Source organism: Streptomyces sp. WAC 01529, assembly GCF_003945545.1.
Classification (GTDB): Bacteria; Actinomycetota; Actinomycetes; order Streptomycetales; family Streptomycetaceae; genus Streptomyces; species Streptomyces anatolicus.
Genome location: NZ_CP029617.1, coordinates 332015 through 355705, shown reverse-complemented (window position 1 = coordinate 355705; position 23691 = coordinate 332015). Strand labels below are relative to the sequence as shown.

Here is a 23691-nt window from a genome sequence, read left to right as displayed (position 1 = left end):
ACGGAGACGGCGGAGGCCGAAGGCGCGCCAGAATCGCGTCAGGGAGGGGCGGCGTCGCGTCAACGTGGCGTTACCGAGGGTCGGTTGGCACTGCGTGCCGGGCATAACGTCTGCAGAGGCGCCACTTTCTCTCTCCCACCTTCCAACCGGAGGAACCCCCCCCATGGCAGAGCTTCTGTGCGGCGAGGACCCCGAGCCCTGTGAACCCGGCCCGGCCGGGCAGCTGTTCGTCCCCGTCCGGCCGGGACCCGCGGGCTGCGTGGCCCGCCTGTTCCGCACACCCATCGGCGAGCGCACCGCCGTCGCCTTCACCAGCCGGGGGCGCCTGAGCGCGGCCCTCGGCCCCGGGCAGACGTGGATCAGGCTCTCTGAACCGGCACTGCGTGCCCTTGCCGCGCCGCTCGGCGTCCGCGGCATCACCGTCGACCCCCGGCTCGCCGCCCACCCCGTGGGCCCGGCGCCCGTCCGACCTGGCGAGCGGCGGGCCGCCGCCCGCCGCGACCGGGACCCGCAGGCGCCGGGCACACCGCGCGCGACCGGCACGGCGGCCCTCGTGGGCGCGCCGACCCCGTGGACCGGCTGAGGACGAGGCGAAGAGAGAACCTGCCATGACCACTGTGCACGTACCCCCGTTCCCGGCCCCCGCCGCCCGGACGCCCTCCCCGGCCGACGAGGCCCTGTCCGTCTGGCCCGGGTCCACCACGCCGCTCGCCCACGGTGACCTCGCCGTCGGAGGTGTGCCGCTCACCGAGGTCGCCGAGCGCTTCGGCACCCCCGCCTACCTCCTCGACGAAGGTGACGTACGCGCCCGCTGCCGCGGCTACCTGCGCGCCTTCAAGGACGCCGAGGTCCTCTACGCCGCCAAGGCGTTCCTGTGCCGAGCCATGGCCCACTGGATCGACGAGGAGGGCCTCGGCCTGGACGTCTGCTCCGCGGGGGAGCTGGAGCTGGCCGTCACCACGGGCTTCCCCGCGGAGCGCATCGTGCTGCACGGCAACGCCAAGAGCCCCGACGACCTGCGGGCCGCGCTCCGGCTCGGCGTGGGCCGCATCGTCATCGACAGCGCGTCGGAGATCGCGCGCCTGGCCGCCGCCGTGCCGCCGGGCAGCCGCCAGAAGGTGATGGTCCGGGTGGTGCCGGGCATCGCGGCGGGCGCCCACGCCAAGATCCGTACGGGCACGGACGACCAGAAGTTCGGGCTCTCCCTCACGGACGGCTCGGCACAGCACGCCATCGCCCGCATCCTGGGTCAGCCCGCCCTCGACCTGGTGGGCCTGCACTGCCACCTGGGCTCGCAGATCACCGCGGAGAAGCCCTTCCTCTGCGCGGTGCGCCGCCTGGTCGGGCTGATGGCACGGATCAAGGACCAGCACGGGGTCACCCTCCCCGAACTGGACCTCGGCGGCGGGCACGGCATCGCCTACCGCCCCGGCGAGGACGCCCTCGACATCGCCTCGCTCGCCGCCAAGGTGCGCGCCGAACTGGCCGAGAGCTGCGCGGCGGCGGGCCTGCCCGTGCCGCGGCTCATCGTGGAGCCGGGCCGGGCGATCGCGGGCCCCGCCGGGGTGGCGCTCTACCGGGTGCTCGCCGTCAAGCGGACCGGCGGGCAGATCTTCGTCGCGGTGGACGGCGGCATGAGCGACAACCCGCGACCCGCCCTGTACGGAGTGCGGTACGCGCCCCGGCTCGTCGGCCGGCGCTCCGCCACCGCGCCCGAGCCGATGACGGTGGTGGGCAGGCACTGCGAGGCGGGCGACGTCCTCGCCTCGGATGTGCCGCTCCCCGGCGACGTACGCCCCGGTGACCTGCTCGCCGTGCCGGTGGCCGGGGCGTACCACCTGTCGATGGCGTCCGGGTACAACCTCGTGGGCCGGCCACCCGTGGTCGCGGTGGCCGACGGACACGCCAGGCTGCTGGTGCGCCGTGAATCCCTGGAGGACTTCCGCAGCAGGGACGTGGGCCTGTAGCTCTCCTGGACCTGTGGCTCCACGGAACACGCCGCGGCCCCGAGGCACGATGCCCCGGGGCCGCGGCGTGCGGCACGAGCCTCAGAGAATGGCGCCCGGCGTGTACGCCGCGGCCTCCGGGTGCTCCTTGAGGAGCGCCTCGATCTGCGCGACGACCGTGGCGACCTGGGCGCTCGCCGCCCCCGTGAAGGAGAGCTTGTCGGCCATCAGCTCGTCGAGCTGCGCGCGGTCGAGCGGGATGCGGGAGTCCGCCGCGAGCTTGTCGAGCAGTTCGTTGCGCTCGGCGCCCTGCTCGCGCATGGCGAGCGCGGAGGCGACCGCGTTCTCCTTGATCGCCTCGTGGGCCTCCTCGCGGCCGACGCCCGCGCGCACCGAGGCCATCAGGACCTTGGTGGTGGCGAGGAAGGGGAGGTAGCGGTCCAGCTCGCGCGCGACGACCGCCGGGAAGGCGCCGAACTCGTCGAGCACGGTCAGGAAGGTCTCCAGGAGGCCGTCGAGCGCGAAGAACGCGTCGGGCAGCGCGACCCGGCGCACGACCGAGCAGGAGACGTCGCCCTCGTTCCACTGGTCGCCCGCCAGCTCGCCGGTCATCGAGGCGTAGCCGCGCAGGATGACGGTGAGGCCGTTGACGCGCTCGCAGGAGCGGGTGTTCATCTTGTGCGGCATCGCGGACGAGCCGACCTGGCCCGGCTTGAAGCCCTCGGTGACCAGCTCGTGCCCGGCCATCAGCCGGATCGTCTTGGCGAGCGAGGACGGCGCGGAGGCGACCTGCACCAGCGCGGTGACGACCTCGTAGTCCAGCGAGCGGGGGTAGACCTGGCCGACCGAGGTGAACGCGCGGTCGAAGTCGAGGTGCCCGGCGATCCGGTCCTCCAGCTCGGTGAGCTTGTCCGCGTCGCCGCCGAGCAGGTCGAGCATGTCCTGGGCGGTGCCGACCGGGCCCTTGATGCCGCGCAGCGGGTAGCGGCCGAGGAGGTCGTCGAGGCGGCGGTAGGCGACGAGGAGTTCGTCGGCGCCGGTCGCGAAGCGCTTGCCCAGCGTCGTCGCCTGCGCGGCCACGTTGTGCGAGCGGCCCGCCATGACCAGCTCGGCGTACTCACCCGCGAGCTTGCCGAGCCGGGCGAGGACCGCGACGGTACGGGAGCGGATCAGCTCCAGGGAGAGCCTGATCTGCAGCTGCTCGACGTTCTCGGTGAGGTCGCGCGAGGTCATGCCCTTGTGCACGTGCTCGTGCCCGGCGAGGGCGTTGAACTCCTCGATGCGGGCCTTCACGTCGTGGCGCGTGACCTTCTCGCGCTCGGCGATGGAGGCCAGGTCGACCTGGTCGAGGACGCGCTCGTAGTCGGCGATGGCGGCGTCCGGGACCTCGATCCCGAGGTCCTTCTGCGCGCGCAGCACGGCGAGCCAGAGCTGACGCTCCAGCTTCACCTTCTGCTCGGGCGACCAGAGGGTGGCGAGCTCGGCGGAGGCATAACGTCCCGCGAGGACGTTCGGGATACGGGGCTTTGCAGGCGCAGCAGTCACGTGTACGGATTCTACTGGGCATTCATGCAGGCCAGCGCCACGGCCCTGTTCGTCGGAAGCTACGAAAGGGGCACGGGCTACACGGGCTAGGGGAGCGGACCGTCGTAAGGCAGCAGCTCGGGCCGCTTGGGCGGGCGGCCGTCACCGGAGGAGCGGCCGGTCAGACGGCGCCCGATCCACGGCACCAGGTGCTGGCGGGCGAACCGGGCGTCGGCGACACGGCGCGCGGCCCACCTGAGGGGCGCGGACTCGGAGAGCGGGGTCTGCCAGTCCTCCTCCGGCGCGTGGCCGAGCGCCTGCCACACGGCCTCGGCCACCCTGCGGTGCCCCTCGGCCGTGAGGTGCAGCCGGTCCACGTCCCACATGCGCTGGTCCCCGAGGACGGACGCGCCGTACAGGTCCACGACCAGCGCGTCATGCCGGGACGCCAGGTCGTCTATGTGGGCGAACAGCTCCTCCATGCGCGGACGGAACCGCTCCATCACGGGACCGTTCCGCCCCGGGCTGCGCATCAGGACGAGCTGTTTGCAGGAGGGGGCGAGGCGTTCCACGGCCTCTTCGAGGAGGTCGCGTACGCGCTTCATGTCGCACTTGGGCCGCAAGGTGTCGTTGAGGCCGCCCACCAGGGTGACCACGTCGGCCTGCATCGCGGCCGCCACGTCCACCTGTTCGGCGACGATCTGCCCGATGAGCTTGCCGCGCACCGCGAGGTTCGCGTAGCGGAAACCGGGCGTGTGCGCCGCCATCCGCGCGGCCAGGAGGTCGGCCCAGCCGCGGTAGGTGCCGTCGGGCAGCAGGTCCGACATGCCCTCGGTGAAGGAGTCGCCGAGCGCGACAAGACTGGTGTAGTTGGCATTCATCTCCATGGCGAAAGCGATGGTATCCCGCCGCGGTGTCAGCTCAGCGGGGACCGGCGCCAGGGACCGGCCACGTCACCGGCCTCCGGCCTGGGCCCGCGCTGCCGCGCGTCTGGGCAGAGCGCCGCGGCGGCGGTATGCCGTAGACACACCGCCGTCGCGAGAGAGCGAGCCCGCCATGTGGACCGCAGCGTTCTGGAAGGCCACGGCGGAGCGCGCGATCCGTACTTTCGCGCAGGCGCTGGCCGCCGTGCTGGTCGCCGGGGCGACGAGCCTCCTGGATGTCGCCTGGGGCGCCGCCTTCGCCACCGCCGGTCTGGCGGCGCTCCTCGCGGTCCTGACCGCGATCGGCGCCTCCGGGGCCGGGGCGGGCGGCCCCGGCCTCACGGAGCGGCCGAACCCGGCGCGCACCACCGCGCCCCGGGCCCCGGCCGACTAGCTACACCCGCTGCCCGAACAGCTCCCGCAGCACGTCCTCCATGGTGACCATGCCGGCGAGCCTGCCGTCGGAGCCGAGCACCGCGGCCACGTGCGTACGGCTGCCCCGCATCGCGGTCAGCACGTCGTCGAGCGGCGTCGTCTCGCGCACCTGGGCGATCTTCCGCATGTCCGGCACCCGGAACGGCAGATCGCGCGGCGCCCGGTCCAGGGCGTCCTTGACGTGCAGATAGCCGACGATGCGACGCCCCTCGTCGACGACCGGGAAGCGGGAGAACCCCGACTCGGCCGAGAGGCTCTCCAACTGCTCCGGAGTGACGCCCACGCGCGCGTAGACCACGTCCTCCAGCGGCAGGACCACGTCCCTGACCGGACGGCGGCCCAGTTCGAGCGCGTCGTGCAGCCGCTCCTGCGCGCGGTCGTCGATCAGGCCCGCGTCACCGGAGTCCTTGACCATGCGGGCCAGGTCGTCGTCGGAGAAGCTCGCCGAGACCTCGTCCTTCGCCTCGACCCGCAACAGCTTCAGCAGCCCGTTGGCGAACGCGTTGATCGCGAAGATCACCGGGCGCAGCGCCCGCGCGAGCGCCACCAGCGGCGGACCGAGCAGCAGCGCGGTGCGCACCGGCTCGGCGAGCGCGATGTTCTTGGGGATCATCTCGCCGAGCAGCATGTGCAGATAGGTCGCCAGGGTCAGCGCGATGACGAAGGAGATGGGGTGCACCAGGCCGTGCGGCACCCCGACCGCGTCGAACGCGGGCTCCAGGAGATGCGCGATCGCCGGCTCCGCGACGACACCGAGGATGAGCGTGCACAGCGTGATGCCCAGCTGCGCGGCCGCCATCAGCGCGGACACGTGCTTGAGGCCCCACAGCACGCTCTTGGCGCGCCGGTCGCCCTCGTCGGCGTGCGGTTCGATCTGGCTGCGGCGTACGGAGATGAGGGCGAACTCGGCGCCCACGAAGAAGCCGTTGACGACGAGCGTCGCGAAACCGATCAACAACTGGATGGCGATCATCGGGCGTCCTCCGCCTCGTCCGCGGTCAACGGGGCATGCAGCAGGACGCGCGCGGCGCGCCGCCCGGCGGCGTCCGTCACGTCGAGCCGCCAGCCGCCGACCTCGACACTGTCGCCGACGGCCGGGATGCGGCCGAGTTCGGTGGCGACGAGCCCGGCGAGGGTCTCGTAGGGCCCGTCGGGGGCGCGCAGGCCGACCCGCGCGAGCTGGTCGGTACGGGCCGCGCCGTCGGCGGAGTAGAGGGCCCTGCCGTCGTCGTCGGCGCCCGCGTGGGCGATGTCGGGCGTCTCGTGCGGGTCGTGCTCGTCCCGTACCTCGCCGACGACCTCCTCGACGATGTCCTCCAGGGTGGCGACTCCGGCGGTGCCGCCGTACTCGTCGATGACCACGGCCATCGTGCGCTTGCCCGAGAGCCGGTCGAGCAGCCGGTCGACGGTCAGCGACTCCGGGACGAGCAGGGGCTCGCGCATCAGTTCGGCGACGGGCACACGTGCGCGGCGTTCGGCCGGTACGGCGAGTACGTCCTTGATGTGGGCGACGCCGACCACCGAGTCGAGGTTGCCGCGGTAGACGGGGAAGCGGGACAGCCCCGTGGCACGCGTCGCGTTCGCCACGTCCTCGCAGGTCGCGTGGGCGTCGAGGGCCATCACCTGGACGCGCGGCGTCATCACGTTCTCCGCGCTGAGGTCGGCGAGGTTCAGCGTGCGCACGAACAGCTCGGCGGTGTCCGCCTCCAGCGCGCCCTCCTTGGCGGAGTGCCGGGCGAGGGCGATCAGCTCCTTGGGGCCGCGCGCGGAGGCCAGCTCCTCGGTAGGCTCGATGCCGAAACGGCGCACCGAACGGTTCGCCGTGTTGTTCAGATGGGCGATGAACGGCCGGAACGCGGCGCTGAACAGCCGCTGCGGCGTCGCCACCCGCTTGGCGACGGCGAGCGGGGAGGAGATCGCCCAGTTCTTGGGGACCAGCTCGCCGATGACCATCAAGAAGACCGTCGAAAGCGCCGTACCGATGACCAGGGCGACCGAGGACGCCGCCGAGCGGGGCAGGCCGACGTCCCGCAGCGGGCCCGCGATCAGCTTGGCGATCGAGGGCTCCGAGAGCATACCGACCACGAGGTTGGTGACGGTGATGCCGAGCTGGGCGCCCGAGAGCTGGAAGGTGAGGTTCTTGACGGCCTTGAGGGCGCCGGCGGCGCCGCGCTCGCCGCGCTCGGCCGCCCGCTCCAGCTCGCTGCGCTCGACCGTGGTGAGGGAGAACTCCGCCGCGACGAAGACACCGCACATCACGCAGAGCAGCACCGCCACGAGGAGCAGGAGCACTTCGGTCATCGGGTCACCTCCGTCCCATGATCGGGCAGGGGCGGAAGGAATGCGCGATGTCGGGTACTAGGAGGCTCGCCCATGGGCGGACGCTCACACCTTTCAATCGGATACGAGTAGTGCGTCCATGGTAAAGGATCAGCAAAACCACTCCGGAACTCCCCTGGAGCCAGGTCCGGACTCAGTCCGTGAGGTGCTTCACCCAGCGGCTCCACTGCGGTTCGGGGGCGTAGCCCGCCGCGCGCCAGGTGTGGTGGGCGAGGTCATTGCGGTCCAGGACCATCGCGTCCCCGCGCCGCCCGCCCAGGCGTACGAAGCGTTCCTCCGCGGCGGCCAGCAGCGCCGACCCCACACCCTGGCGGCGGTGCTCGGGGTGGACGGCGAGGCGGTACAGATGGCAGCGCCAGCCGTCGAAGCCCGCGATGACCGTGCCCGCGAGATCCCCGCCGCGCTCGGCGAGGATCAGCGCCTCGGGGTCGCGGGAGACCAGGCGCTCCACTCCGGTGCTGTCGTCACTGATGCTCGTGCCCTCGGCGGCCACCTTCCAGAAGGCGAGCACGGCGTCCAGGTCCTCGGGCACAGCGGCCCGTATCCGAAGATCGTCCATGGATCCATCTCATCACCGGCCCGGGCCGCGCCGCAGATGATTCCCAGAATGCGGACAGGGCGGGGGCGGTCCGCGGACCCCGCCCCTCACTCGTGCGCGATGGCCTCCAGTACGTTCATCCGGGACGCGCGCAGCGCGGGCAGCAGCGCCGCGGCCAGGCCCACGACCACCGAGCCGATCACCACCGCGAGGATCGTCGTCCACGGGAACGCCAGCTCCTTCATGCCCTGGAGCGCGAGCACCTGCTGTACGGCGACACCCCAGACCAGACCGAGCGCGAGCCCCAGCACCGCCCCGAACACCGCGATCACCACCGACTCCAGGCGGATCATCCGGCGCAGCTGACGCCGCCCGAGGCCGATGGCGCGCAGCAGTCCGATCTCCCGGGTGCGCTCCACGACCGACAGCGCCAGGGTGTTGACCACCCCGAGCACCGCGATGACGATCGCGAGCCCGAGCAGCGCGTAGACGAGGTAGAGCATCACGGCGATCTGCTGGCGGATCAGCTCCTTGTAGTCGGCCTGGTCGCGCACCTGCACCTGCGGATACGGATCGAGGGTCTTCTCCAGGCGGGCGCGCAGGGCGTCCGCGTCAGTGCCGGGGGCGGCGTTGACGTACACGGCCGAGTCCTGCCCGTCCGGCACGTACTTCTCGACCGTGTCGAGCCCGAGGAAGAGCCCGCCCTCGACGGCGAAACCCTCGGGCGAGGCCTGATCGGTGAACGCCCCCACCGTCAGCTTCGCCGCACGCCCACCGGGGAACGTCACCGGCAGCACGTCACCGACGCGCACCTCGTGCTCGGTCGCGAACTCCTTGTCCATGCCGATGCGCCCGGGCGCGAGCGCGGCTCGCGTACTGCCCTCGGCGAACTTGAGGTTGGCGACCTCGTCGAGCCGCGTGTCGTACCCGGCCGCGGTCGTCTCCACCTTCTCGCCGTCGGGCAGTGCCACCTCGATGGGGCTGAAGCGCTGGCGTACGACGAGGCCCGCGCCTTCGGTCTCCTCGACCTTGCCGGTGATCTCCGGGGAGAACGGCATGAAGGTGCTGTTCTGCACGACGAAGTCGGCGCCGAGCGTCTCGTCGATCTGCCGGTCGAACGACTTGGTCATCGACGCGCTCGCCACCGAGAGGCCGCCGACCAGCGCGAGCCCCACCATCAGCGCGGCCGCCGTCGCCCCCGTGCGGCGCGGGTTGCGCAGCGCGTTGCGCTGGCTCATCCGGCCGACCGAGCCGAAGAGCGCGGGGAACGCGCCGCCGAGCACCCGGATCACCGGACGCACCAGGAGCGGCCCCGCGATGACGGTGGCGACGAGGGTCAGGACGATGCCGAGTCCGAGCAGGGAGGCCGCCGACGAGGTCTCGTCGGCGACCGCGCAGCCCACCAGGGCGGCCGCCCCGGCCACCGCGACGACGGCCCCCGCCACCGCCCGCACCTTGAGCGGCCGCCCCACCCCGGCGATCTCCGCGTCCGCGAGCGCCGCCATCGGCGAGACGTGCGCGGCCCGGCGGGCGGGGAGGTACGCCGCGACGAAGGTGACGCCGACCCCGACGACGTAGGAGGAGACAGGGGTCACCCAGGTGACGACCATCTCCGTCGACTTGAGGTTCATCCCGAGCGCGCCCATCAGCTCGATGAGGCCGAGGGCGAGCCCTATGCCGACGGCGAGCCCCAGCGTCGAGCCGACCAGACCGAGCAGCAGCGCCTCGATGAGCACCGAGCGGCGCACCTGCCTGCGGTCGGCGCCGAGCGCGCGCAGCAGGCCCAGCTCGCGGGTGCGCTGCGCGACCAGCATCGAGAACGTGTTGACGATCAGGAAGATGCCCACGAGCACGGCGACACCGGCGAAGCCGAGCATCACGTACTTGATGACGTCCAGGAAGCCGCCGAGCGAGGACGCGGCGGACTCGGCCTGTTCGTCGGCGGTCTGCAGGTCGTAGCCCGCGCCCACTTCTTTGGCGATCCGGCGCTTCAGCACGCCGTCGTCCACGCCCTTCTCCGCGGTCACCGAGATGCTCGACGCCACGTCCGCCGAGCCGAGGAGCTTGCGCTGGGCGGTCGGGGTGTCCAGGAAGACGAGGGCGGCGCCGGGGTTCGTGGTGGTGAAGGTGGCGATGCCGACGATCTCGACCTTGAACGAGCCGGGGCGGGCGAGGACGGTGAGGGTGTCGCCGATCTCCACGTCCTTCGCGTCGGCCGTGTCCGCGTCCAGCATCGCCTGCCCCGCGCCGCGCGGGGCGTGGCCCGAGGTGAGCTTCACGGGGCTGCGGTCGGTGACGTACCAGTTGGTGGCGATGGTGGGCGCGCCGGTCGTGGGGCCCACCGATTCGTTGTCGCGGTCGACGACGGTGACGTTCTCGACGGAGGCGTCGAGATGGGCGTCCGCGACACCCTCGACCCGCGCCACCTTCTCCTTGAGGCTCTCGGGCAGCGTCGGCGTCCGTCCGGAGGGCACCGACTCGTCGAGGTCCTCCTCCGGGGCGACCAGCACGTCGGCCGAGGTGGAGGCGAACAGGCGGTCGAAGGTGCGGGTCACCGTGTCCGAGAAGATCAGGCTGCCCGCGACGAACGCGACCGAGAGGATGACGGCGAGGGCGGACAGGACGAGCCTGCCCTTGTGCGCGAGGAAGCTCCTGAGTGTCGCCTTCAGCACCGTGGCCCCGCCTCAGCTCTGCTCGGACGCGCTGTCGGTGGGCGCATGGCCGCCGTGCGCGCCCCGGGCGGTGTCGTGGCCGCCCTGTGAGCCCGGTGGCGGGCCGCTCGCCACCGCGTGCAGGGTGTCGAACCGCTTCATGCGTTCGAGCACCGCGTCCGCCGTCGGGCGCTCCATGTCGTCCACGATCCGCCCGTCACCGAGGAAGAGGACCAGGTCGGAGTGGGCGGCGGCGCCGGGGTCGTGGGTCACCATCACGACGGTCTGACCGAGCTGGTCGACCGCGTCGCGCAGGAAGCCGAGGACTTCGAGGCCGGCCCGCGAGTCGAGGTTGCCCGTCGGCTCGTCGGCGAAGATCAGCTCCGGCTTCGAGGCCAGCGCCCGTGCGCAGGCCACCCGCTGCTGCTGCCCTCCGGAGAGCTGCGCGGGCCGGTGCTTCAGCCGGTCCCGCAGCCCCAGCGTGTCGATCACGTGTTCCAGCCAGGCTCCGTCGGGCCGCTGCCCGGCGATGTCCATCGGGAGCGTCATGTTCTCCAGCGCGCTGAGCGTGGGGATGAGGTTGAACGACTGGAACATGAAGCCGATGCGGTCGCGCCGCAGCCGCGTCAGCTCCCGCTCCTTGAGACCCGTGATCTCCGTGTCGCCGAGCCAGACCTGGCCCGCCGAGACGTTGTCGAGCCCGGCGAGGCAGTGCATCAGCGTGGACTTCCCCGAACCCGAAGGGCCCATGACGGCCGTGAACCGCTCGCGCGCGATGTCCACGTCGACCGAGTCGAGGGCGAGCACGGTCGTCTCGCCCGAGCCGTACGCCTTGGTCAGACCGCGGGCGCGCGCGGCGGTCCCGGCGGCTCCGGAACGGCCGGTGAAGGGTGCCGAAGCAGGTGTGGACAAGGCCGCCTCCTGGGTTGTGCCCGTGTCAACTCCCTTGACTGCGCCGAGAGTAGTGGTGGGGACCACGCTGCGGTATCCCTCCGAAGTCGGGCCCCGCAGACGTATGTAAGGGACAAGATTCCAAGGCCCTTGTCGCGCTAGCACCCCGGCGCTAGCTTGAAGGCATGGCGAAGACGCAGCTGAACGTGCGGGTGGACGAGGACACCGCCCGGGCCGCGCGGGAGCGCGCCCTGGCCCGAGGCATGAGCGTGAACCGCTACATAGAGGAACTCGTGAGACAGGACGCGGGCGAGGTCGGGCATACGTTCGTCGAGGCGGCCGCCGACTTCATGAAGCAGTACGAGAGCGTGTTCGCCGAGGAGTTCGGAACGGACCGCGAAGGAACCCGCCCGGTCCGCGAGGCCCCCCGCCCCGTCCACACCGTGCAGGACCCCGCGCGGCCGCTCGGTGAAGGTCGTCGTTGAGCCGTTGAATCTCAGAATCGATCTTGCCTGGCTCCTGATGATCGCCGAACACAAGACCCCCGGAGACCCCCAGGTCACCGACTGGGGCGCGCTCGTCGCCGCCCTCAGCCGGCACGAGGCGGAGATATTCGGCGTGCCCGTCTACGAAACGCCGCACGACAAGGCCGCGGCGCTCCTGCAACTGCTGCTCCACATCCCCGCGCTGGAACGCTCGAACGCGCTTTTCGCCTGCTCCGTCGCCTACGCCTACCTCGTCTCCAGCGGCCTGAAGGTCGTCACCTCGCCCGAGCAGGTGCGCGACCTGGCCCGCCTGGCGAAGGAGGACGGCGCGAGCGTGCACGCGATCGCGGAGCGGCTGCGCCAGTGGAGCCTCTGAGCACGGCCGGGCGATGAGTTGTCACCTCGGGGAGAGTCAGAGAGGACGGTCATCAGAGGTGACCCGCCGACAGCGGCCCGGGCACGCCCAGCGGACCCGCCCGCTCCCGGTGCCCGTCAGCAGGAGGAGAACCCCATGCCCGCCGCGATCCATCCGATCCTCGTCACCCCGGACGTCGACCGCCTCCACTCCTTCTACCGCGAGCTGCTCGGGGCCGAGCAGGCCGAGCGGTATCCGCCGGACGGCGACGTCTTCTTCCTGGACCTGCGGATCGGCGACGCGGGACTCGGCATCGTCGCGAACTCCGAGGCCGTGACCGGCACGCCGGGGCGGGTGCTCCTGAGCGTGCGGGTGGACGCCGTGGACGACGTGCTCAAGCGGGTCGAGCCGCTCGGCGGGACGGTGCTGGGGGAGCCGAACGACATGCCCTGGGGCCAGCGCGTCGCGCACGTCAGGGACCCGGACGGCAACGCGCTCAACCTGATCCAGCCGATCTGACACCGGACACGGGTGTCCGGGGCGCGGTTCGCGCCCCGGGCGTCACGAGTCCCGCGGGCGGCGCGCCGTGCCCAGTACGCAGTACGAGGTGGGCAGGCGGGGCCCCTTCGCGGGCACCAGGACCCGGCGGTACGGGCCAAGTTCGAAGCCCGCCTCGCGCAGCGCGGCCAGCGGGTCCCGCGCGACGTGACAGCCCCCGAACAGCGGGGGCCACACCGTGCGGTCCAGGACGCGCTGGGTGGCGGCCATCAAGGCGCCCGGGGCCCGCCCGTGCTCGAAGAAGCGCAGCTCGCCGCCGGGCCGCAGCACCCTGCGCAGCTCGCCGAGCGCCCGCCGCACATCGCGCACGCTGCACAGCACCAGCGAGGCGACGGCCGCGTCGAACGCCTCGCTCTTGACGGGCAGCGCCTCCGCGACGCCCGGCACCACGTCGACGGGGACGTCGGCGCGCAGGGCCGCGGAGACGGCGAGCTGCCGCAGGACGCGCTCCGGTTCGATCGCCACGACCTCGGAGACCGCGCCGGGGTAGTGCGCGAAGTTCAGCCCGTTGCCCGCCCCGACCTCGATGACCCGGCCGGAGAGCCCGGCGAGCAACTCCTCGCGGTGGGCGGAGATCACGGGCTCGACGGCCACGCTCTGGCGGGCGTAGAACCGGGCGAAGACGGGGTGGTGCACGGCGTCCCGGGACGCCGGTCTGGCGGAGCGCGGTGACATGGGCCCTCCTCGGCGGGGCGAGCGGTTACCGCAATGGTGCCCCGGTGGGGCCCATTCCCCTCCCGCCCACGGCGACGGGTCCCTCGCGGGGCGGTACGCGGCGCGATCCGCCGCGCCCGTACGCACCCCGCCCGCGCCCGCACGCACCCCGCGCCGCTCAGCGCGCCACCGGCCCCGGCGCCTGCCCCCGCGTGAAGGCCTCCGCGTCCCACGTGCCGCCCAGTACGGGAGCCAGCCAGCTCCCGGCCGCGGCGCGGAAGTCCGGGACGTCCAGGGCGGCGGCGTTCTCCGGGATCGCGCCGAGGAGCGGGGCGTCCGCCTCTCTCGGGAGGTCCGCCAGATTGCAGCGGGAGGCCAGGTCGGGGACGGCCGGCCAGCTGCCGATGGTGACGCCCAGCTGACGTACGCCGCGTGCCCGCAGGGCCTCCGCCGTCAGGGCCGTCGTGTTCAGCGTGCCGAGGCCCGCAGGCGTCACCACCAGGACCGGGGCGTCCAGAAGCCTCGCGGCGTCGGCGAGCGTGCCGCCCTCGTCGTCGAGGCGCACGAGCAGTCCGCCCGCCCCCTCCACCAGGACCAACTCGTGCTCCGCCGCCAGCTTCCCCGCGGCGTCGGCCACATCGTGCGGACGCACCACCGTCATACCGGCCCGCCGCGCCGCGGTGTTGGGCGCCAACGGCTCGGGGAAACGCGCGAGTTCGAGCGTGGTGATGTCACCGCCCGCGAGCCGCGCCACCTCCTGCGCGTCGCCCGGCTCCCCGGGCGCCACCCCGGTCTGCGCGGGCTTGAGCACCGCCACGCTCCGCCCGGCCGCCAGCGCCACCGCGGCCACCGCGGCCGTCGTCACCGTCTTGCCGATCTCCGTGCCCGTCCCGGACACCACGATCACCGTCATGTCAGCCCTCCCTGGCCGCCGCGCACACCGCGCGCGCGATCTGTGCCACGTCGTCGTCGCAGGTGATGAACGGCGGCATCGTGTAGATGAGGTCGCGGAACGGCCGCACCCACACGCCCTCGCGCACCGCCGCCCGGGTGGCCGCCGCCATGTCCACGGGGTGGTCGAGCTGGACGACACCGATCGCCCCGAGGACGCGGACCTCCCGTACGGAAGCGAGGGCCTCGGCCTCCGCGAGGCCCTCGCGCAGCCCCGTCTCGATGCGCTTGACCTCGGTCGGCCAGTCCTGCCCGAGGAGCAGGTCGATGGAGGCACCCGCCACCGCGGCGGCCAGCGGATTGCCCATGAACGTCGGCCCGTGCGCGAGGACCGGCACCTCACCGCGCGAGATGCCGTCCGCGACCCTCGGCGTGCACAGCGTCGCCGCCATCGTCAGATAGCCGCCGGTCATCGCCTTGCCCAGGCACATCACATCGGGTGTGACCCCGGCGTGGTCCGCCGCGAACAGCGCGCCCGTGCGGCCGAAGCCCGTCGCGATCTCGTCGAAGACCAGGAGGACGTCGTGCGCGTCGCACGCCTCGCGCAGCACCCGCAGATAGTCGGGGGAGTGGAACCGCATCCCGCCCGCGCCCTGCACCACGGGCTCCACGATCACCGCGGCCAGTTCGCCCGCGTGCCGCTCGATCAGCTCGCGCAGATGGTCCGCGTACGTCTCTTCGTACGCGGCCGGAGGCGCGTCCGCGAAGACCTGCGTCGGCAGGACCCCCTGCCACAGCTCGTGCATGCCGCCCTTGGGATCGCAGACGGACATCGGCTGCCAGGTGTCGCCGTGGTAGCCGCCGCGCCAGGTCAGCATCCGTCGCTTCTCGGGGCGGCCGAGCGAACGCCAGTACTGCAGGCACATCTTCACCGCGACCTCGACCGAGACCGAGCCGGAGTCGGTCAGGAAGACATGTTCGAGACCCTCGGGAGACATATCGACAAGGCGCTTCGCCAGGGCCACGGCGGGCTCGTGCGTGAGCCCGCCGAACATCACATGGCTCATCCGGTTGAGCTGGCCGCGCACCGCGTCGTTCAGCACCGGGTGGTTGTAGCCGTGGATCGCGGACCACCACGACGACATGCCGTCGATCAGCTCGCCCGAGCCGTCCGCGAGACGCAGCCGCACCCCGCTCGCCGACTCGACGACCAGCGGATCCTCACGCCCCGGCATCGGGCCGTAGGGGTGCCACACATGGCGACGGTCCAGCTCGCGGAGGTCGCCCAGGGGAAGGTCAGGCATTGGGGGCCAGGTCCGTTCCCGCGCCCCGGCGGCGCACCGCCACCAGGTCCGTGCGCGCCTCGTTGGGCTCCGCCACCGGGTCCGTGCGCGCCTCGTCGGACTCGGCCGCGGGCTCGCTCGTCCCGCAGGGGCCGCAGCCGCCACCGCCCTCGTGCGAACCGCAGCCCTGGCCCTCGTGCGAGCCGCAGCCCCGCGCCGCGTGTGAACCGCAGCCCGCCGCCGCGTCCACCCGGTGTTCCGGCAGCGTCACCTCGTCCGCGCCCTCGACCACGAAACCGGCGTCCGCGATCATGTCCAGGTCCGCCTTGCCCGCCTGGCCCTCGCTGGTCAGATAGTCGCCGAGGAAGATCGAGTTGGCGAGGTTCAGGGCGAGCGGCTGCATCGAGCGCAGATGGACCTCGCGGCCGCCCGCGATGCGCACCTCGGCGTCCGGGCAGACGAAGCGGACCATCGCGAGGATGCGCAGACAGCGCTGCGGCGTGAGGTTCCACTCCTTGGCCAGCGGCGTGCCCTCCATCGGGATGAGGAAGTTCACCGGCACCGAGTCCGGGTCGAGCTCGCGCAGCGAGAAGACCACGTCCACCAGGTCCTCGTCGCTCTCGCCCATGCCCGCGATCAGCCCCGAGCAGGCCGAGAGCCCCGCCGCGTGCGCCTTCTGGACGGTGTCCACGCGGTCGGCGTAGGTGTGCGTCTTGGTGATGCCCGCGTACGTCGCCTCGGACGTGTTGAGGTTGTGGTTGTACGCGTCCGCGCCCGCACCCCGCAGCCGCTCCGCCTGGCCGTCCGAGAGCAGGCCGAGGCACGCGCACACCTCGACGCCCTCGTTCGCCTCCTTGACCGCCGCGATGGTCTGCGCCACCCGGTCGACGTCACGGTCGGTCGGCCCGCGCCCGCTGGCCACCAGGCAGACCCGCTTGGCGCCCCCCGCGACACCGGCCGCCGCGGCCTGCGAGGCCTCGTCGGGCTTCAGCCACGTGTACTTGAGGATCTCGGCCTTCGACCCGAGCCGCTGCGAACAGTACGAGCAGTCCTCGGGGCACAGGCCCGACTTGAGGTTGACCAGATAGTTGAGTTTCACCCGTCGCCCGAACCACTGCCGCCGTACCTTCCCGGCGGCGGCCACTACGTCCAGGAGATCGTCGTCGGAGGTGGCCAGTACGGCCAGCGCCTCTTCACGGGTCGGCAGTTCGCGCCGAAGCCCCTTGTCCACCAGCGTGTTCAGCAGATCCATGGCGCTGATCCTTACGTACGGCAGGCGCCCCGGCCAAGGAGACTTCGCACAACAGAACCGGTTTGAGGTGTGGGTATTGCCACATACTGGCCAGGTGGCAGGACGGCTAGGGTCTGTGCAATGTCTACAAACAGGCACCCCGCGACACAGGCGCCGAGTCCATCCGGCGCCGTGTGCCCGCCGCCCTCGGCGCGCGCGCCGTTCGACTGGATCGACGAGCAGGCACGGCTCCGCGCCGACGCCGGACTCGTGCGCACCCTGCGCCCGCGCGCCGCCGACGCGGGCGGCCTGATGGACCTGGCGAGCAACGACTACCTGGGTCTGACCAGGCACCCGGAGATCATCGAGGGCGCCGCCGCGGCGGCCCGGCGGTGGGGCGGCGGCGCCACCGGCTCCCGGCTCGTCACGGGCTCCACGGAACTCCACGCCGAGCTGGAGCGGGAACTCGCCGAGTTCTGCGGCTTCGAGGCGGCGCTCGTGCTCTCCTCGGGCTACGCGGCCAACCTCGCCGCGGTCACCGCCCTCGCCCCGCACGGCTCGCTGATCGTCTCCGACGCGGGCAACCACGCCTCCCTGATCGACGGCTGCCGCCTCGCGCGCGCCACGACCCACGTGGTGGCGCACGCCGACCCCGCGGCGGTGCGCAAGACCCTGGACGCCCACGACGGGCCCGCCGTCATGGTCTCCGACACGGTGTTCTCGGTGGACGGCGACGCCGCGCCACTGGCCGAACTGGCGAACGTATGCCGGGAGTTCGGTGCGGGACTCATCGTCGACGACGCCCACGGCCTCGGTGTGCTGGGCGACGGCGGCCGGGGCGCCCCGCACGCCGCGGGGCTCGCGGGGACCGCCGACACGGTGGTCACCCTCACCCTCTCGAAGTCCTTCGGCAGCCAGGGCGGCGCGGTGCTCGGGCCCGCCAAGGTCATCGACCACCTGGTGAACGCGGCGCGGACCTTCATCTTCGACACGGGGCTCGCGCCCGCCGCGGTGGGCGCCGCGCTCGCGGCCCTGCGGCTGCTGCGCCGCGAGCCCGAACGCGCCGCGCGGGCCCGTCAGGTCGCCGCCGAGTTGCACCGGCGCCTCACGGCCGAGGGGCTTTCGGCGGTGCGTCCCGACGCCGCCGTCGTCTCCGTGCGCGCGCCGTCACCGGAGTCGGCCGTGCGCTGGGCCGCCGACTGCCGGGCCGCGGGCCTGGCGGTCGGCTGCTTCCGGCCGCCGTCGGTGCCGGACGGAATCTCACGGTTGCGGCTGACCGCTCGCGCGGATCTCACCGACGCACAGATCGCCGATGCCGTACGAGTGATCAGCCGCACCGCGCCCCGATGAGAGGGTCCGGCCCCCGCGCGGGGGCCGGACTTCGCTCACCGCAGGCTGTTGACGAACGTCTCCCAGGGGCCGGGGGAGAAGAGCAGGGCGGGCCCCGCGGTGTTCTTCGAGTCGCGCACGGCCAGCAGGCCGGCCGGCGCTCCGGAGTCGAGCGTGGCTGTCTCGACACAGTTGTTCATTCCATTGCTGCGGCTGCTGCGCTGCCACCGCGCGCTCTGAAGGGTGGTGCTTGAAGGTACGTACCGAGGCATTGCGGTCATGGTGCCTCCTTACGCGCCGTCGCTTAGCCCGGCGATGAAATCCTTTGAGTCCTCGGGAGAAAGCGCCTGTTCCTGAAGGGAGTTGAAGGCCTCCGCGTACGCCTGGAGGTCTTCTTTCCGCTCCAGGTAGAGGCTACTCGTCAAGTGGTCGAGAACGACCACATCCAGATCAGCAATGTTCCGAAAAGAGAAAATAACGAAAGGCCCGATGAGACCCACATGCTCTCCGGAGGCGAACGGCAGCACCTGAAGTCGCACCTGCGGCAACAGCGTCACCTCCCGCAACCGAGCGAGCTGCCGGGCGAAGACCCCCGGCCCGCCCACCGGACGGCGCAAAACCGCCTCGTCCAGGACCGCGCTCAGGCGCAGCGGCGGGTCCGCGCGCAGCACGTCCTGCCGGGCCAGACGCACCTCGACCAGCGAGTCGACCTGCTCCTCGGAGAGCCCGCGCAGCGCGGCCCGGGTCACCGCACGCGCGTACTCGGGAGTCTGCAGAAGTCCGGGGACCACCGAGGTCTCCAGGGTGCGCACCCAGCCGGCCTGCGCCTCCAGGCTGATGTAGTCGCGGTAGGCGGCGGGCAGCAGGTCGCGATAGGCCCGCCACCAGTGGTGACGCCCCGAACTGCCGGTCTCGTCGGTCCCGGCCAGCGCCACGAGCAGCTCGCTGAGGTGGGGGTCCCGCACCTCGTACGCGTCGAGCAGAAGGCGTACGTCGGCGGCCTTCACGCCGCTGCGGCCCGTCTCGATCCGGCTCACCTTCGACTGGTGCCAGCCTACCTTCGCGGCTGCCTGGCTGCTGGTGAGACCCGCGAGGTCGCGCAGCGCACGCAGTTCGGCGCCGAGCCGGCGGCGGCGCACCGCGGGGCCGTGCTGCATGTCCGTCTCCTTCCGGACCGAACCGTCGGGTCTCCCGGCGGCAGAGCGGGGGACAGGGGCGACAGTAGAGGAAGTACAGTCCCCGCGCCCAAATACGGTCGGCCGTAGCAGAGTTCACCGCTTCGAGCGACAGATATATGCACATCTCGGTGGATCGCCACCCGTGACCGGCAAAGGAGTGGGACGCTGGCCTGAAGCACCAGTCCGGGGCCGTCCTCGGGTCATCCGCTACGAGTTCGGAGACCGGCCCCGGTGGGAAAGGGACAGCGTCGCCATGGCAGACCACCAGGAAGCATCCGTCACTCTGCCGAGCGATCCCGCCTCGGTCTCCGCCGCCCGGAAATACGTGGCGAACGTCCTCACGGAATGGGGCCTGCCCGGCGACGCCGAGGTGGCGGACACCATCAGACTCATCGTCTCCGAACTGGCGACCAACGCCGTGCAGCACACCCGCGGGCAGTCGCCCACCTTCACCGTGGACGTCGAACTCAACCGGGACGAGCAGCTGCGGATCGGCGTCACCGACAGCCACCCGCGCTATCCCAAGCGCCTTCCGGCCGCCGTCCAGCAGGACAACGGCCGCGGCATGGTCATCATCCGCTGGCTGACCGCCGAGTGCGGCGGCAGGCTCTCGGTCTGCCCCACCGAGGAGGGCGGCAAGACCGTGTGGATCGCCCTGCCCTGGACGGCCCCCATCAAGCACCGGCACCGCGACCCCGCGCACTGACCGAGGGGCGCCCCGGGCTCAGTTCGTCCCCGCCGAGCGCCCGAACGCCCCGCGCAGCAGCGCCCGGAAGGAGTCCGCGGCCGCGTTCGGCTCATCCGTGCGGTGCACCATGGAGATGGTCCGGCGCAGGTCGCCGGGGTCGAGGAGCCGCATCCCTACGGGTGTCGCCGCGGTGCGCGCCACCATCTCCGGCACCACGGCGACCCCGAGCCCCGCGCTGACCAGGGCACAGACCAAGGCGTAGCCCGGCGTGCCGACCACCACGGAGGGCGTCGCCCCGGCCCGCGCGAGGGCCCGCTCCACGGCCAGCCGGGGCGGGTGGTCGGGCGCCATGCTGATCAGCGGCTGCCCGGCCAGCTCGGCCGGCGCGAGCCGTGAGGTGCCGCTGGTGAGCGCGTGCCCCGGCTGGGTCACCAGGACCAGCTCCTCCACCAGGACCGGCTCGGCCGACACGGCGGCGGGTAGCGGCACCGGCTCGGCGGGCGCGTAGGTGTGGGTGAGGGCCAGGTCGATCTCGCCCGCCGCCACGGCCGCCACGCCGAACGGCGGTTCGTGGTCCGTGACGGTCAGCTCCACCTCCGGATGGGCCCTGCGGAAGGCCGACAGGACCGGCGGCAGCAGGTGGATGCCCGCCGTCTGGAAGGTGCCCACGCGCAGCCGGCCTCCGGAGAGCCCGGCGATCCGTGCCAGCTCGTGCCGGGCCCGCTCCATCTCGTCGAGCACCCGGCGGGCGTGGCCCACGAGCAGCTCACCCGCGCCGGTCAGGCGGGCGCCGCGGTGGTGGCGTACGAGGAGGGCGGTGCCGGCCTCCCGCTCCAACTTGGCCAGCTGCTGGGAGAGGGCGGGCACGGTGTAGCCGAGACGCTCGGCGGCGCGGGTGATCGAACCGGCCTCGGAGACCGCGACGAGCGCGGCGAGCCGCGTGGGGTCGTACATGGAGACCGTCCTCCCTGCGGCGTGCGCCTCAACGGCTGCCTGAGCGTGCACCTGAACGTCTGCGTAGATGTCTGCTTAAACGTCTGCTTAAGGCAGACCCAGGATATTCCACATACCCGCTGAAGGCCTCCGCCCGGCAGGCTGGCTCGCATGGACGCACAACTGGTCGCCTTCACCGGCGTCGCCGCGGGCATGGTCGTGATGCCGGGCGCCGACTTCACCGTCGTCGTACGCAACGCCCTCGCCTCACGGCGGGCCGGAGTCGCCTGCGCGGTCGGCATCGCCGCCGGGCTCGTCGTGCACACGGCGCTGGCGGTCGCGGGGGTCGCGGCGGTCCTCGCTGCGGTGCCCGCGCTCTTCAAGGCGCTGCAAGTGGCCGGTGGGGCCTATGTGCTGTACCTCGCCTTCCGCGCGCTGCTCTCCGCGGCGCGGGCGCGCACCACGCCGGGCGAGGAGCCCGTGGTGCGGGGCGGCGGCCTGCGCGAGGGCTTCCTCACCAACGCCCTGAACCCGAAGGCGTCGATCACGTTCCTCAGCGTGCTGCCGCAGTTCGTGCCCGACGGCAGTCCCGCGATGCCGAGGACCCTGCTGCTGGCGGCCATCGTCGTGGCGTTCGCCCTGCTGTGGTTCCCGGCGGTGGCCTTCCTGGTCGACCGCCTCGGCAGCCGGCTGCGCAGACCGCCGGTGGCCCGCGCCATCGAAGCGGTCACCGGCGCCGCGCTCGGCGCACTGGGTGTGGTGCTCCTGCTCGAACCCCATGTGGCGTGAGGCCGTACGGCCGCTCGGGACGCGGCCGTACGGCATGGCGGCCAGGCTTAGCGGACCCGGCCGTACCAGACGCTCTTGGTCCAGATCTTCTCCAGGCGCACCACGGCCCCCTTCTTGGGCGAGTGCCAGATACGGCCGTTACCCGCGTAGATACCGACGTGGTAGACGTTGCGGCCCGAGTGGAAGAACACGAGGTCGCCGCGGGTCCGCTGGGACTTGGTGATGTGCCGGGTCTTGTTGTACTGCGCGGCGGCGGTGCGCGGCAGCTTCTTGCCCGTGCGCTTGAACGAGTACAGCGTCAGGCCCGAGCAGTCGAACCGGTTGGGCCCGGCGGCGCCGTAGCTGTACGGGGAGCCCTTCTTGGACGCCGCGATCTTGAGCGCCTTCGTCCCGTGGGTGGCTGCCTCCGCTTCCGACGTGAGCCCGGGGGCCACGAGGGTGCCGCCTACGACGGCGAGCGTGAGAGCCGATGCGGCACCCGTCCTGCTGAGCAGCGACGGAACGTGATTCAGCGCGGTCATGCGTAACCCTTCGTCAGCCGCCTGTGAAGGATGACCTGTCGGGTTCGGGCAGGCGAAGATGCCCGGCCGCGTCGTGCTCTGCGGCTTCACCCCAAGGGCGTCGTCCCAACTTCCCGGACGGGCCCGCCGTGCTTGGGTCCTCCACTCCTGCCGGTGCACCGATGTCGACCGGTCATCCGGGCGGCGGCAGGACTCGGCGTCCGCCCGGATCGCCCCGCCGCTGTGGCGGAGGCTTGTCGTCGGAAGGGATCTTGACCCGAAAACGACTCGAAAACCGAGTCGAAACGGCGTTTTGTGAGGCTACTCACGACTGACCTGTTCGGGTGGACACTGCCGAATCCGACTCGGCGGCACCGGGTCTGACGAGGTCTCCACCAGCAGCGGAACGCTTCATTCCGCCGTCTCCGTACACCTCGTACGCAACTCTCGACCCCGAGATGAAGGGCCTTTGAGTACGCCAACTGGGGTAGCCCGTCTGGTCCGTTTCAAAACGGACCCGGACGTTCCGAAGTGCCGGAGCGGCTCGCTCACGGGCGTGTCGGGGGCCATGGGTGTGTCGGGGGCGGCACGCCGACACGCCGGGCCCGCCGCTCGCCGTCGAGGACGCGCAACGCCCGGGCGAGCGTGACGGCATGCACCTCGCTCTCGCCCCGCTGGTGCATCAGGTCCAGCGCGTCCCGCAGGGCGGTCGCCCGGCCGACCAGCGCCTGGGCGGCGCGCAGTCCGCCGTAGGTGTGCTCGGCGCGGGCGGGGTTGATCCGGCCGACAAGGTCGACGACTTCGAGGTATCGGTCGATCAACTCGGCCTCGGCGCGCGTCAGTGCGGGCAGCGGCGGCAGTTCGGGTGGCAGCATCCGCGGGTCACCTCGCCGCACGCGTGGCGAGCGAGGCCTTGCGGCTCGGAATGATCCGGTCCACGAGCCCGTACTCGACCGCGGCCGGCGCGTCGAGGATCTTGTCGCGCTCGATGTCCGCGGTGATCCGCTCCGGGCTCTGTCCCGTGTGCCGTACGAGGAGTTCCTCAAGGAGGCGCCGGGTCCGCAGGACCTCGTCGGCCTGGATCGCCAGATCGCCGGCCTGGCCCCGCATCGGCTCGGCGACGGAGGGCTGGTGGATCAACACCCGCGCCCCGGGCAGCGCGTGCCGCTTGCCGGGCGTACCCGCCGCGAGGAGCACGGCGGCGGCCGACGCGGCCTGGCCCAGGCATGTCGTCTCCACGTCGCAGCTGACGAACCGCATCGTGTCGTAGAGGGCGGTCATCGCGCTGAACGAGCCGCCGGGGGAGTTGATGTAGAGCGAGATGTCGCGGTCCGGCGCCAGATATTCGAGGTGCATGAACTGCGCCATCACGTCGTTCGCCGACGTGTCGTCGATGGGCGTCCCGAGGAAGACGATCCGTTCCTCGAGGAGCCGCGAGTACGGATCCATGGTCCGCGTCCCCGAGCTGGTGCGCTCGGTGAACTCGGGCAGGACATGACGGGCGGACGGGATATGGCGGGCGGACGGACGATTCATGGCACGCCTCTTCTCTTCCGGTCGGCGGAGCGG

General features: G+C 72.2%; 26 protein-coding genes and 1 riboswitch. Of the genes, 9 read left to right on the top strand and 17 right to left on the bottom strand.

Features of this window, described 5'->3' with window-relative positions:
* Positions 1-163: 163 nt before the first annotated feature.
* Positions 164-583 (top strand): SAV_915 family protein, encoded by a 420-nt coding sequence (locus DMA15_RS01600; RefSeq protein ID WP_125510868.1) that lies wholly within the window; start codon positions 164-166, stop codon positions 581-583.
* 25 nt (positions 584-608) lie between these two features.
* Positions 609-1967, top strand: coding sequence for a diaminopimelate decarboxylase (lysA, locus tag DMA15_RS01595; protein WP_125510867.1), 1359 nt, complete (start codon positions 609-611; stop codon positions 1965-1967).
* A gap of 81 nt (positions 1968-2048) precedes the next feature.
* Here the strand turns inward: lysA and purB are convergent, their stop codons facing one another.
* Positions 2049-3491 carry an adenylosuccinate lyase gene (purB, locus tag DMA15_RS01590; protein ID WP_125510866.1) on the bottom strand — a complete coding sequence of 481 codons (1443 nt, stop codon included), beginning with the start codon at positions 3489-3491 and terminating at the stop codon, positions 2049-2051.
* Positions 3492-3577: 86 nt separating this feature from the next.
* Positions 3578-4357 (bottom strand): SGNH/GDSL hydrolase family protein, encoded by a 780-nt coding sequence (locus DMA15_RS01585; protein WP_125510865.1) that lies wholly within the window; start codon positions 4355-4357, stop codon positions 3578-3580.
* Positions 4358-4526: 169 nt separating this feature from the next.
* Between DMA15_RS01585 and DMA15_RS01580 the strand changes: the two genes are divergently transcribed.
* Complete coding sequence (locus tag DMA15_RS01580; protein WP_125510864.1) at positions 4527-4787, top strand: holin; 261 nt, start codon at positions 4527-4529, stop codon at positions 4785-4787.
* Here the strand turns inward: DMA15_RS01580 and DMA15_RS01575 are convergent, their stop codons facing one another.
* From DMA15_RS01575 to DMA15_RS01555, 5 genes are all read right to left on the bottom strand, one after another.
* Complete coding sequence (locus DMA15_RS01575) at positions 4788-5801, bottom strand: hemolysin family protein (protein ID WP_125510863.1); 1014 nt, start codon at positions 5799-5801, stop codon at positions 4788-4790.
* Positions 5798-7129, bottom strand: a complete 1332-nt coding sequence (locus tag DMA15_RS01570; protein WP_125510862.1) for a hemolysin family protein — start codon at positions 7127-7129, stop codon at positions 5798-5800. Before DMA15_RS01570 ends, DMA15_RS01575 begins: the two co-directional genes overlap by 4 nt.
* A gap of 172 nt (positions 7130-7301) precedes the next feature.
* The gene (locus DMA15_RS01565; RefSeq protein ID WP_125510861.1) at positions 7302-7727 is read right to left on the bottom strand and encodes a GNAT family N-acetyltransferase; all 426 of its coding nucleotides are present in this window, start codon (positions 7725-7727) and stop codon (positions 7302-7304) included.
* Between the two features lie 86 nt (positions 7728-7813).
* Positions 7814-10378, bottom strand: a complete 2565-nt coding sequence (locus DMA15_RS01560; protein ID WP_125510860.1) for an ABC transporter permease — start codon at positions 10376-10378, stop codon at positions 7814-7816.
* Between the two features lie 12 nt (positions 10379-10390).
* Complete coding sequence (locus tag DMA15_RS01555; RefSeq protein WP_240659646.1) at positions 10391-11269, bottom strand: ABC transporter ATP-binding protein; 879 nt, start codon at positions 11267-11269, stop codon at positions 10391-10393.
* 164 nt (positions 11270-11433) lie between these two features.
* On the opposite strand from DMA15_RS01555, the gene DMA15_RS01550 reads away from it, so the two are divergent.
* The 3 genes from DMA15_RS01550 to DMA15_RS01540 all read left to right on the top strand — a co-directional run bounded on the left by DMA15_RS01550 (position 11434) and on the right by DMA15_RS01540 (position 12607).
* On the top strand, positions 11434-11733 hold the full coding sequence (locus DMA15_RS01550; protein WP_125510859.1) for an antitoxin: 300 nt from the start codon (positions 11434-11436) through the stop codon (positions 11731-11733).
* 4 nt (positions 11734-11737) lie between these two features.
* Positions 11738-12109 (top strand): fic family toxin-antitoxin system, toxin component, encoded by a 372-nt coding sequence (locus tag DMA15_RS01545; RefSeq protein WP_125510858.1) that lies wholly within the window; start codon positions 11738-11740, stop codon positions 12107-12109.
* Between the two features lie 135 nt (positions 12110-12244).
* Positions 12245-12607 (top strand): VOC family protein, encoded by a 363-nt coding sequence (locus DMA15_RS01540; RefSeq protein WP_125510857.1) that lies wholly within the window; start codon positions 12245-12247, stop codon positions 12605-12607.
* A gap of 42 nt (positions 12608-12649) precedes the next feature.
* Here the strand turns inward: DMA15_RS01540 and DMA15_RS01535 are convergent, their stop codons facing one another.
* The 4 genes from DMA15_RS01535 to bioB form a co-directional block, all read right to left on the bottom strand.
* A complete protein-coding gene (locus tag DMA15_RS01535; RefSeq protein WP_125510856.1) occupies positions 12650-13321 on the bottom strand; it encodes a class I SAM-dependent methyltransferase in 672 nt (223 codons plus the stop codon).
* 157 nt (positions 13322-13478) lie between these two features.
* On the bottom strand, positions 13479-14213 hold the full coding sequence (gene bioD / locus DMA15_RS01530; protein ID WP_125510855.1) for a dethiobiotin synthase: 735 nt from the start codon (positions 14211-14213) through the stop codon (positions 13479-13481).
* A 1-nt stretch (position 14214) separates the two neighbouring features.
* Complete coding sequence (locus DMA15_RS01525) at positions 14215-15495, bottom strand: adenosylmethionine--8-amino-7-oxononanoate transaminase (RefSeq protein WP_125510854.1); 1281 nt, start codon at positions 15493-15495, stop codon at positions 14215-14217.
* The gene (gene bioB / locus DMA15_RS01520; RefSeq protein ID WP_125510853.1) at positions 15488-16726 is read right to left on the bottom strand and encodes a biotin synthase BioB; all 1239 of its coding nucleotides are present in this window, start codon (positions 16724-16726) and stop codon (positions 15488-15490) included. The genes DMA15_RS01525 and bioB overlap by 8 nt, the downstream gene beginning before the upstream one ends.
* Before the next feature lie 120 nt (positions 16727-16846).
* Between bioB and DMA15_RS01515 the strand changes: the two genes are divergently transcribed.
* A complete protein-coding gene (locus DMA15_RS01515; protein ID WP_125510852.1) occupies positions 16847-18055 on the top strand; it encodes an 8-amino-7-oxononanoate synthase in 1209 nt (402 codons plus the stop codon).
* Positions 18056-18090: 35 nt separating this feature from the next.
* Here DMA15_RS01515 and DMA15_RS01510 read toward each other — a convergent pair whose 3' ends face one another.
* Both DMA15_RS01510 and DMA15_RS01505 read right to left on the bottom strand, forming a co-directional pair.
* Positions 18091-18315 carry a DUF397 domain-containing protein gene (locus DMA15_RS01510; RefSeq protein ID WP_125510851.1) on the bottom strand — a complete coding sequence of 75 codons (225 nt, stop codon included), beginning with the start codon at positions 18313-18315 and terminating at the stop codon, positions 18091-18093.
* 9 nt (positions 18316-18324) lie between these two features.
* A complete protein-coding gene (locus DMA15_RS01505) occupies positions 18325-19191 on the bottom strand; it encodes a helix-turn-helix transcriptional regulator (RefSeq protein ID WP_125510850.1) in 867 nt (288 codons plus the stop codon).
* 274 nt (positions 19192-19465) lie between these two features.
* Between DMA15_RS01505 and DMA15_RS01500 the strand changes: the two genes are divergently transcribed.
* Positions 19466-19918 (top strand): ATP-binding protein, encoded by a 453-nt coding sequence (locus DMA15_RS01500; RefSeq protein WP_125510849.1) that lies wholly within the window; start codon positions 19466-19468, stop codon positions 19916-19918.
* An 18-nt stretch (positions 19919-19936) separates the two neighbouring features.
* On the opposite strand, the gene DMA15_RS01495 is transcribed toward DMA15_RS01500, so the two are convergent.
* A complete protein-coding gene (locus DMA15_RS01495; protein ID WP_125510848.1) occupies positions 19937-20854 on the bottom strand; it encodes a LysR family transcriptional regulator in 918 nt (305 codons plus the stop codon).
* 150 nt (positions 20855-21004) lie between these two features.
* Here DMA15_RS01495 and DMA15_RS01490 point away from each other — a divergent pair, with 150 nt between their 5' ends.
* Positions 21005-21622, top strand: a complete 618-nt coding sequence (locus DMA15_RS01490) for a LysE family translocator (RefSeq protein WP_125510847.1) — start codon at positions 21005-21007, stop codon at positions 21620-21622.
* Between the two features lie 47 nt (positions 21623-21669).
* Here DMA15_RS01490 and DMA15_RS01485 read toward each other — a convergent pair whose 3' ends face one another.
* From DMA15_RS01485 to DMA15_RS01475, 3 genes are all read right to left on the bottom strand, one after another.
* Positions 21670-22143, bottom strand: a complete 474-nt coding sequence (locus DMA15_RS01485; RefSeq protein WP_125510846.1) for a C40 family peptidase — start codon at positions 22141-22143, stop codon at positions 21670-21672.
* Between the two features lie 3 nt (positions 22144-22146).
* A riboswitch (cyclic di-AMP (ydaO/yuaA leader) is annotated at positions 22147-22323 on the bottom strand.
* 347 nt (positions 22324-22670) lie between these two features.
* Complete coding sequence (locus DMA15_RS01480) at positions 22671-22997, bottom strand: hypothetical protein (protein ID WP_125510845.1); 327 nt, start codon at positions 22995-22997, stop codon at positions 22671-22673.
* Between the two features lie 7 nt (positions 22998-23004).
* Positions 23005-23658 carry an ATP-dependent Clp protease proteolytic subunit gene (locus tag DMA15_RS01475; RefSeq protein ID WP_125510844.1) on the bottom strand — a complete coding sequence of 218 codons (654 nt, stop codon included), beginning with the start codon at positions 23656-23658 and terminating at the stop codon, positions 23005-23007.
* Positions 23659-23691 lie beyond the last annotated feature (33 nt).

Excerpts from the sequence above, each read along its gene's own strand:
- DMA15_RS01600 (WP_125510868.1), top strand. The coding sequence starts at position 164 with ATGGCAGAGCTTCTGTGCGGCGAGGACCCCGAGCCCTGTGAACCCGGC.
- lysA (WP_125510867.1), top strand. The coding sequence starts at position 609 with ATGACCACTGTGCACGTACCCCCGTTCCCGGCCCCCGCCGCCCGGACG.
- DMA15_RS01585 (WP_125510865.1), bottom strand. The coding sequence starts at position 4,357 with ATGGAGATGAATGCCAACTACACCAGTCTTGTCGCGCTCGGCGACTCC.
- DMA15_RS01580 (WP_125510864.1), top strand. The coding sequence starts at position 4,527 with ATGTGGACCGCAGCGTTCTGGAAGGCCACGGCGGAGCGCGCGATCCGT.
- DMA15_RS01575 (WP_125510863.1), bottom strand. The coding sequence starts at position 5,801 with ATGATCGCCATCCAGTTGTTGATCGGTTTCGCGACGCTCGTCGTCAAC.
- DMA15_RS01570 (WP_125510862.1), bottom strand. The coding sequence starts at position 7,129 with ATGACCGAAGTGCTCCTGCTCCTCGTGGCGGTGCTGCTCTGCGTGATG.
- DMA15_RS01565 (WP_125510861.1), bottom strand. The coding sequence starts at position 7,727 with ATGGACGATCTTCGGATACGGGCCGCTGTGCCCGAGGACCTGGACGCC.
- DMA15_RS01550 (WP_125510859.1), top strand. The coding sequence starts at position 11,434 with ATGGCGAAGACGCAGCTGAACGTGCGGGTGGACGAGGACACCGCCCGG.
- DMA15_RS01540 (WP_125510857.1), top strand. The coding sequence starts at position 12,245 with ATGCCCGCCGCGATCCATCCGATCCTCGTCACCCCGGACGTCGACCGC.
- DMA15_RS01535 (WP_125510856.1), bottom strand. The coding sequence starts at position 13,321 with ATGTCACCGCGCTCCGCCAGACCGGCGTCCCGGGACGCCGTGCACCAC.
- bioD (WP_125510855.1), bottom strand. The coding sequence starts at position 14,213 with ATGACGGTGATCGTGGTGTCCGGGACGGGCACGGAGATCGGCAAGACG.
- DMA15_RS01525 (WP_125510854.1), bottom strand. The coding sequence starts at position 15,495 with ATGCCTGACCTTCCCCTGGGCGACCTCCGCGAGCTGGACCGTCGCCAT.
- bioB (WP_125510853.1), bottom strand. The coding sequence starts at position 16,726 with ATGGATCTGCTGAACACGCTGGTGGACAAGGGGCTTCGGCGCGAACTG.
- DMA15_RS01515 (WP_125510852.1), top strand. The coding sequence starts at position 16,847 with ATGTCTACAAACAGGCACCCCGCGACACAGGCGCCGAGTCCATCCGGC.
- DMA15_RS01510 (WP_125510851.1), bottom strand. The coding sequence starts at position 18,315 with ATGACCGCAATGCCTCGGTACGTACCTTCAAGCACCACCCTTCAGAGC.
- DMA15_RS01505 (WP_125510850.1), bottom strand. The coding sequence starts at position 19,191 with ATGCAGCACGGCCCCGCGGTGCGCCGCCGCCGGCTCGGCGCCGAACTG.
- DMA15_RS01500 (WP_125510849.1), top strand. The coding sequence starts at position 19,466 with ATGGCAGACCACCAGGAAGCATCCGTCACTCTGCCGAGCGATCCCGCC.
- DMA15_RS01495 (WP_125510848.1), bottom strand. The coding sequence starts at position 20,854 with ATGTACGACCCCACGCGGCTCGCCGCGCTCGTCGCGGTCTCCGAGGCC.
- DMA15_RS01490 (WP_125510847.1), top strand. The coding sequence starts at position 21,005 with ATGGACGCACAACTGGTCGCCTTCACCGGCGTCGCCGCGGGCATGGTC.
- DMA15_RS01485 (WP_125510846.1), bottom strand. The coding sequence starts at position 22,143 with ATGACCGCGCTGAATCACGTTCCGTCGCTGCTCAGCAGGACGGGTGCC.
- DMA15_RS01480 (WP_125510845.1), bottom strand. The coding sequence starts at position 22,997 with ATGCTGCCACCCGAACTGCCGCCGCTGCCCGCACTGACGCGCGCCGAG.
- DMA15_RS01475 (WP_125510844.1), bottom strand. The coding sequence starts at position 23,658 with ATGAATCGTCCGTCCGCCCGCCATATCCCGTCCGCCCGTCATGTCCTG.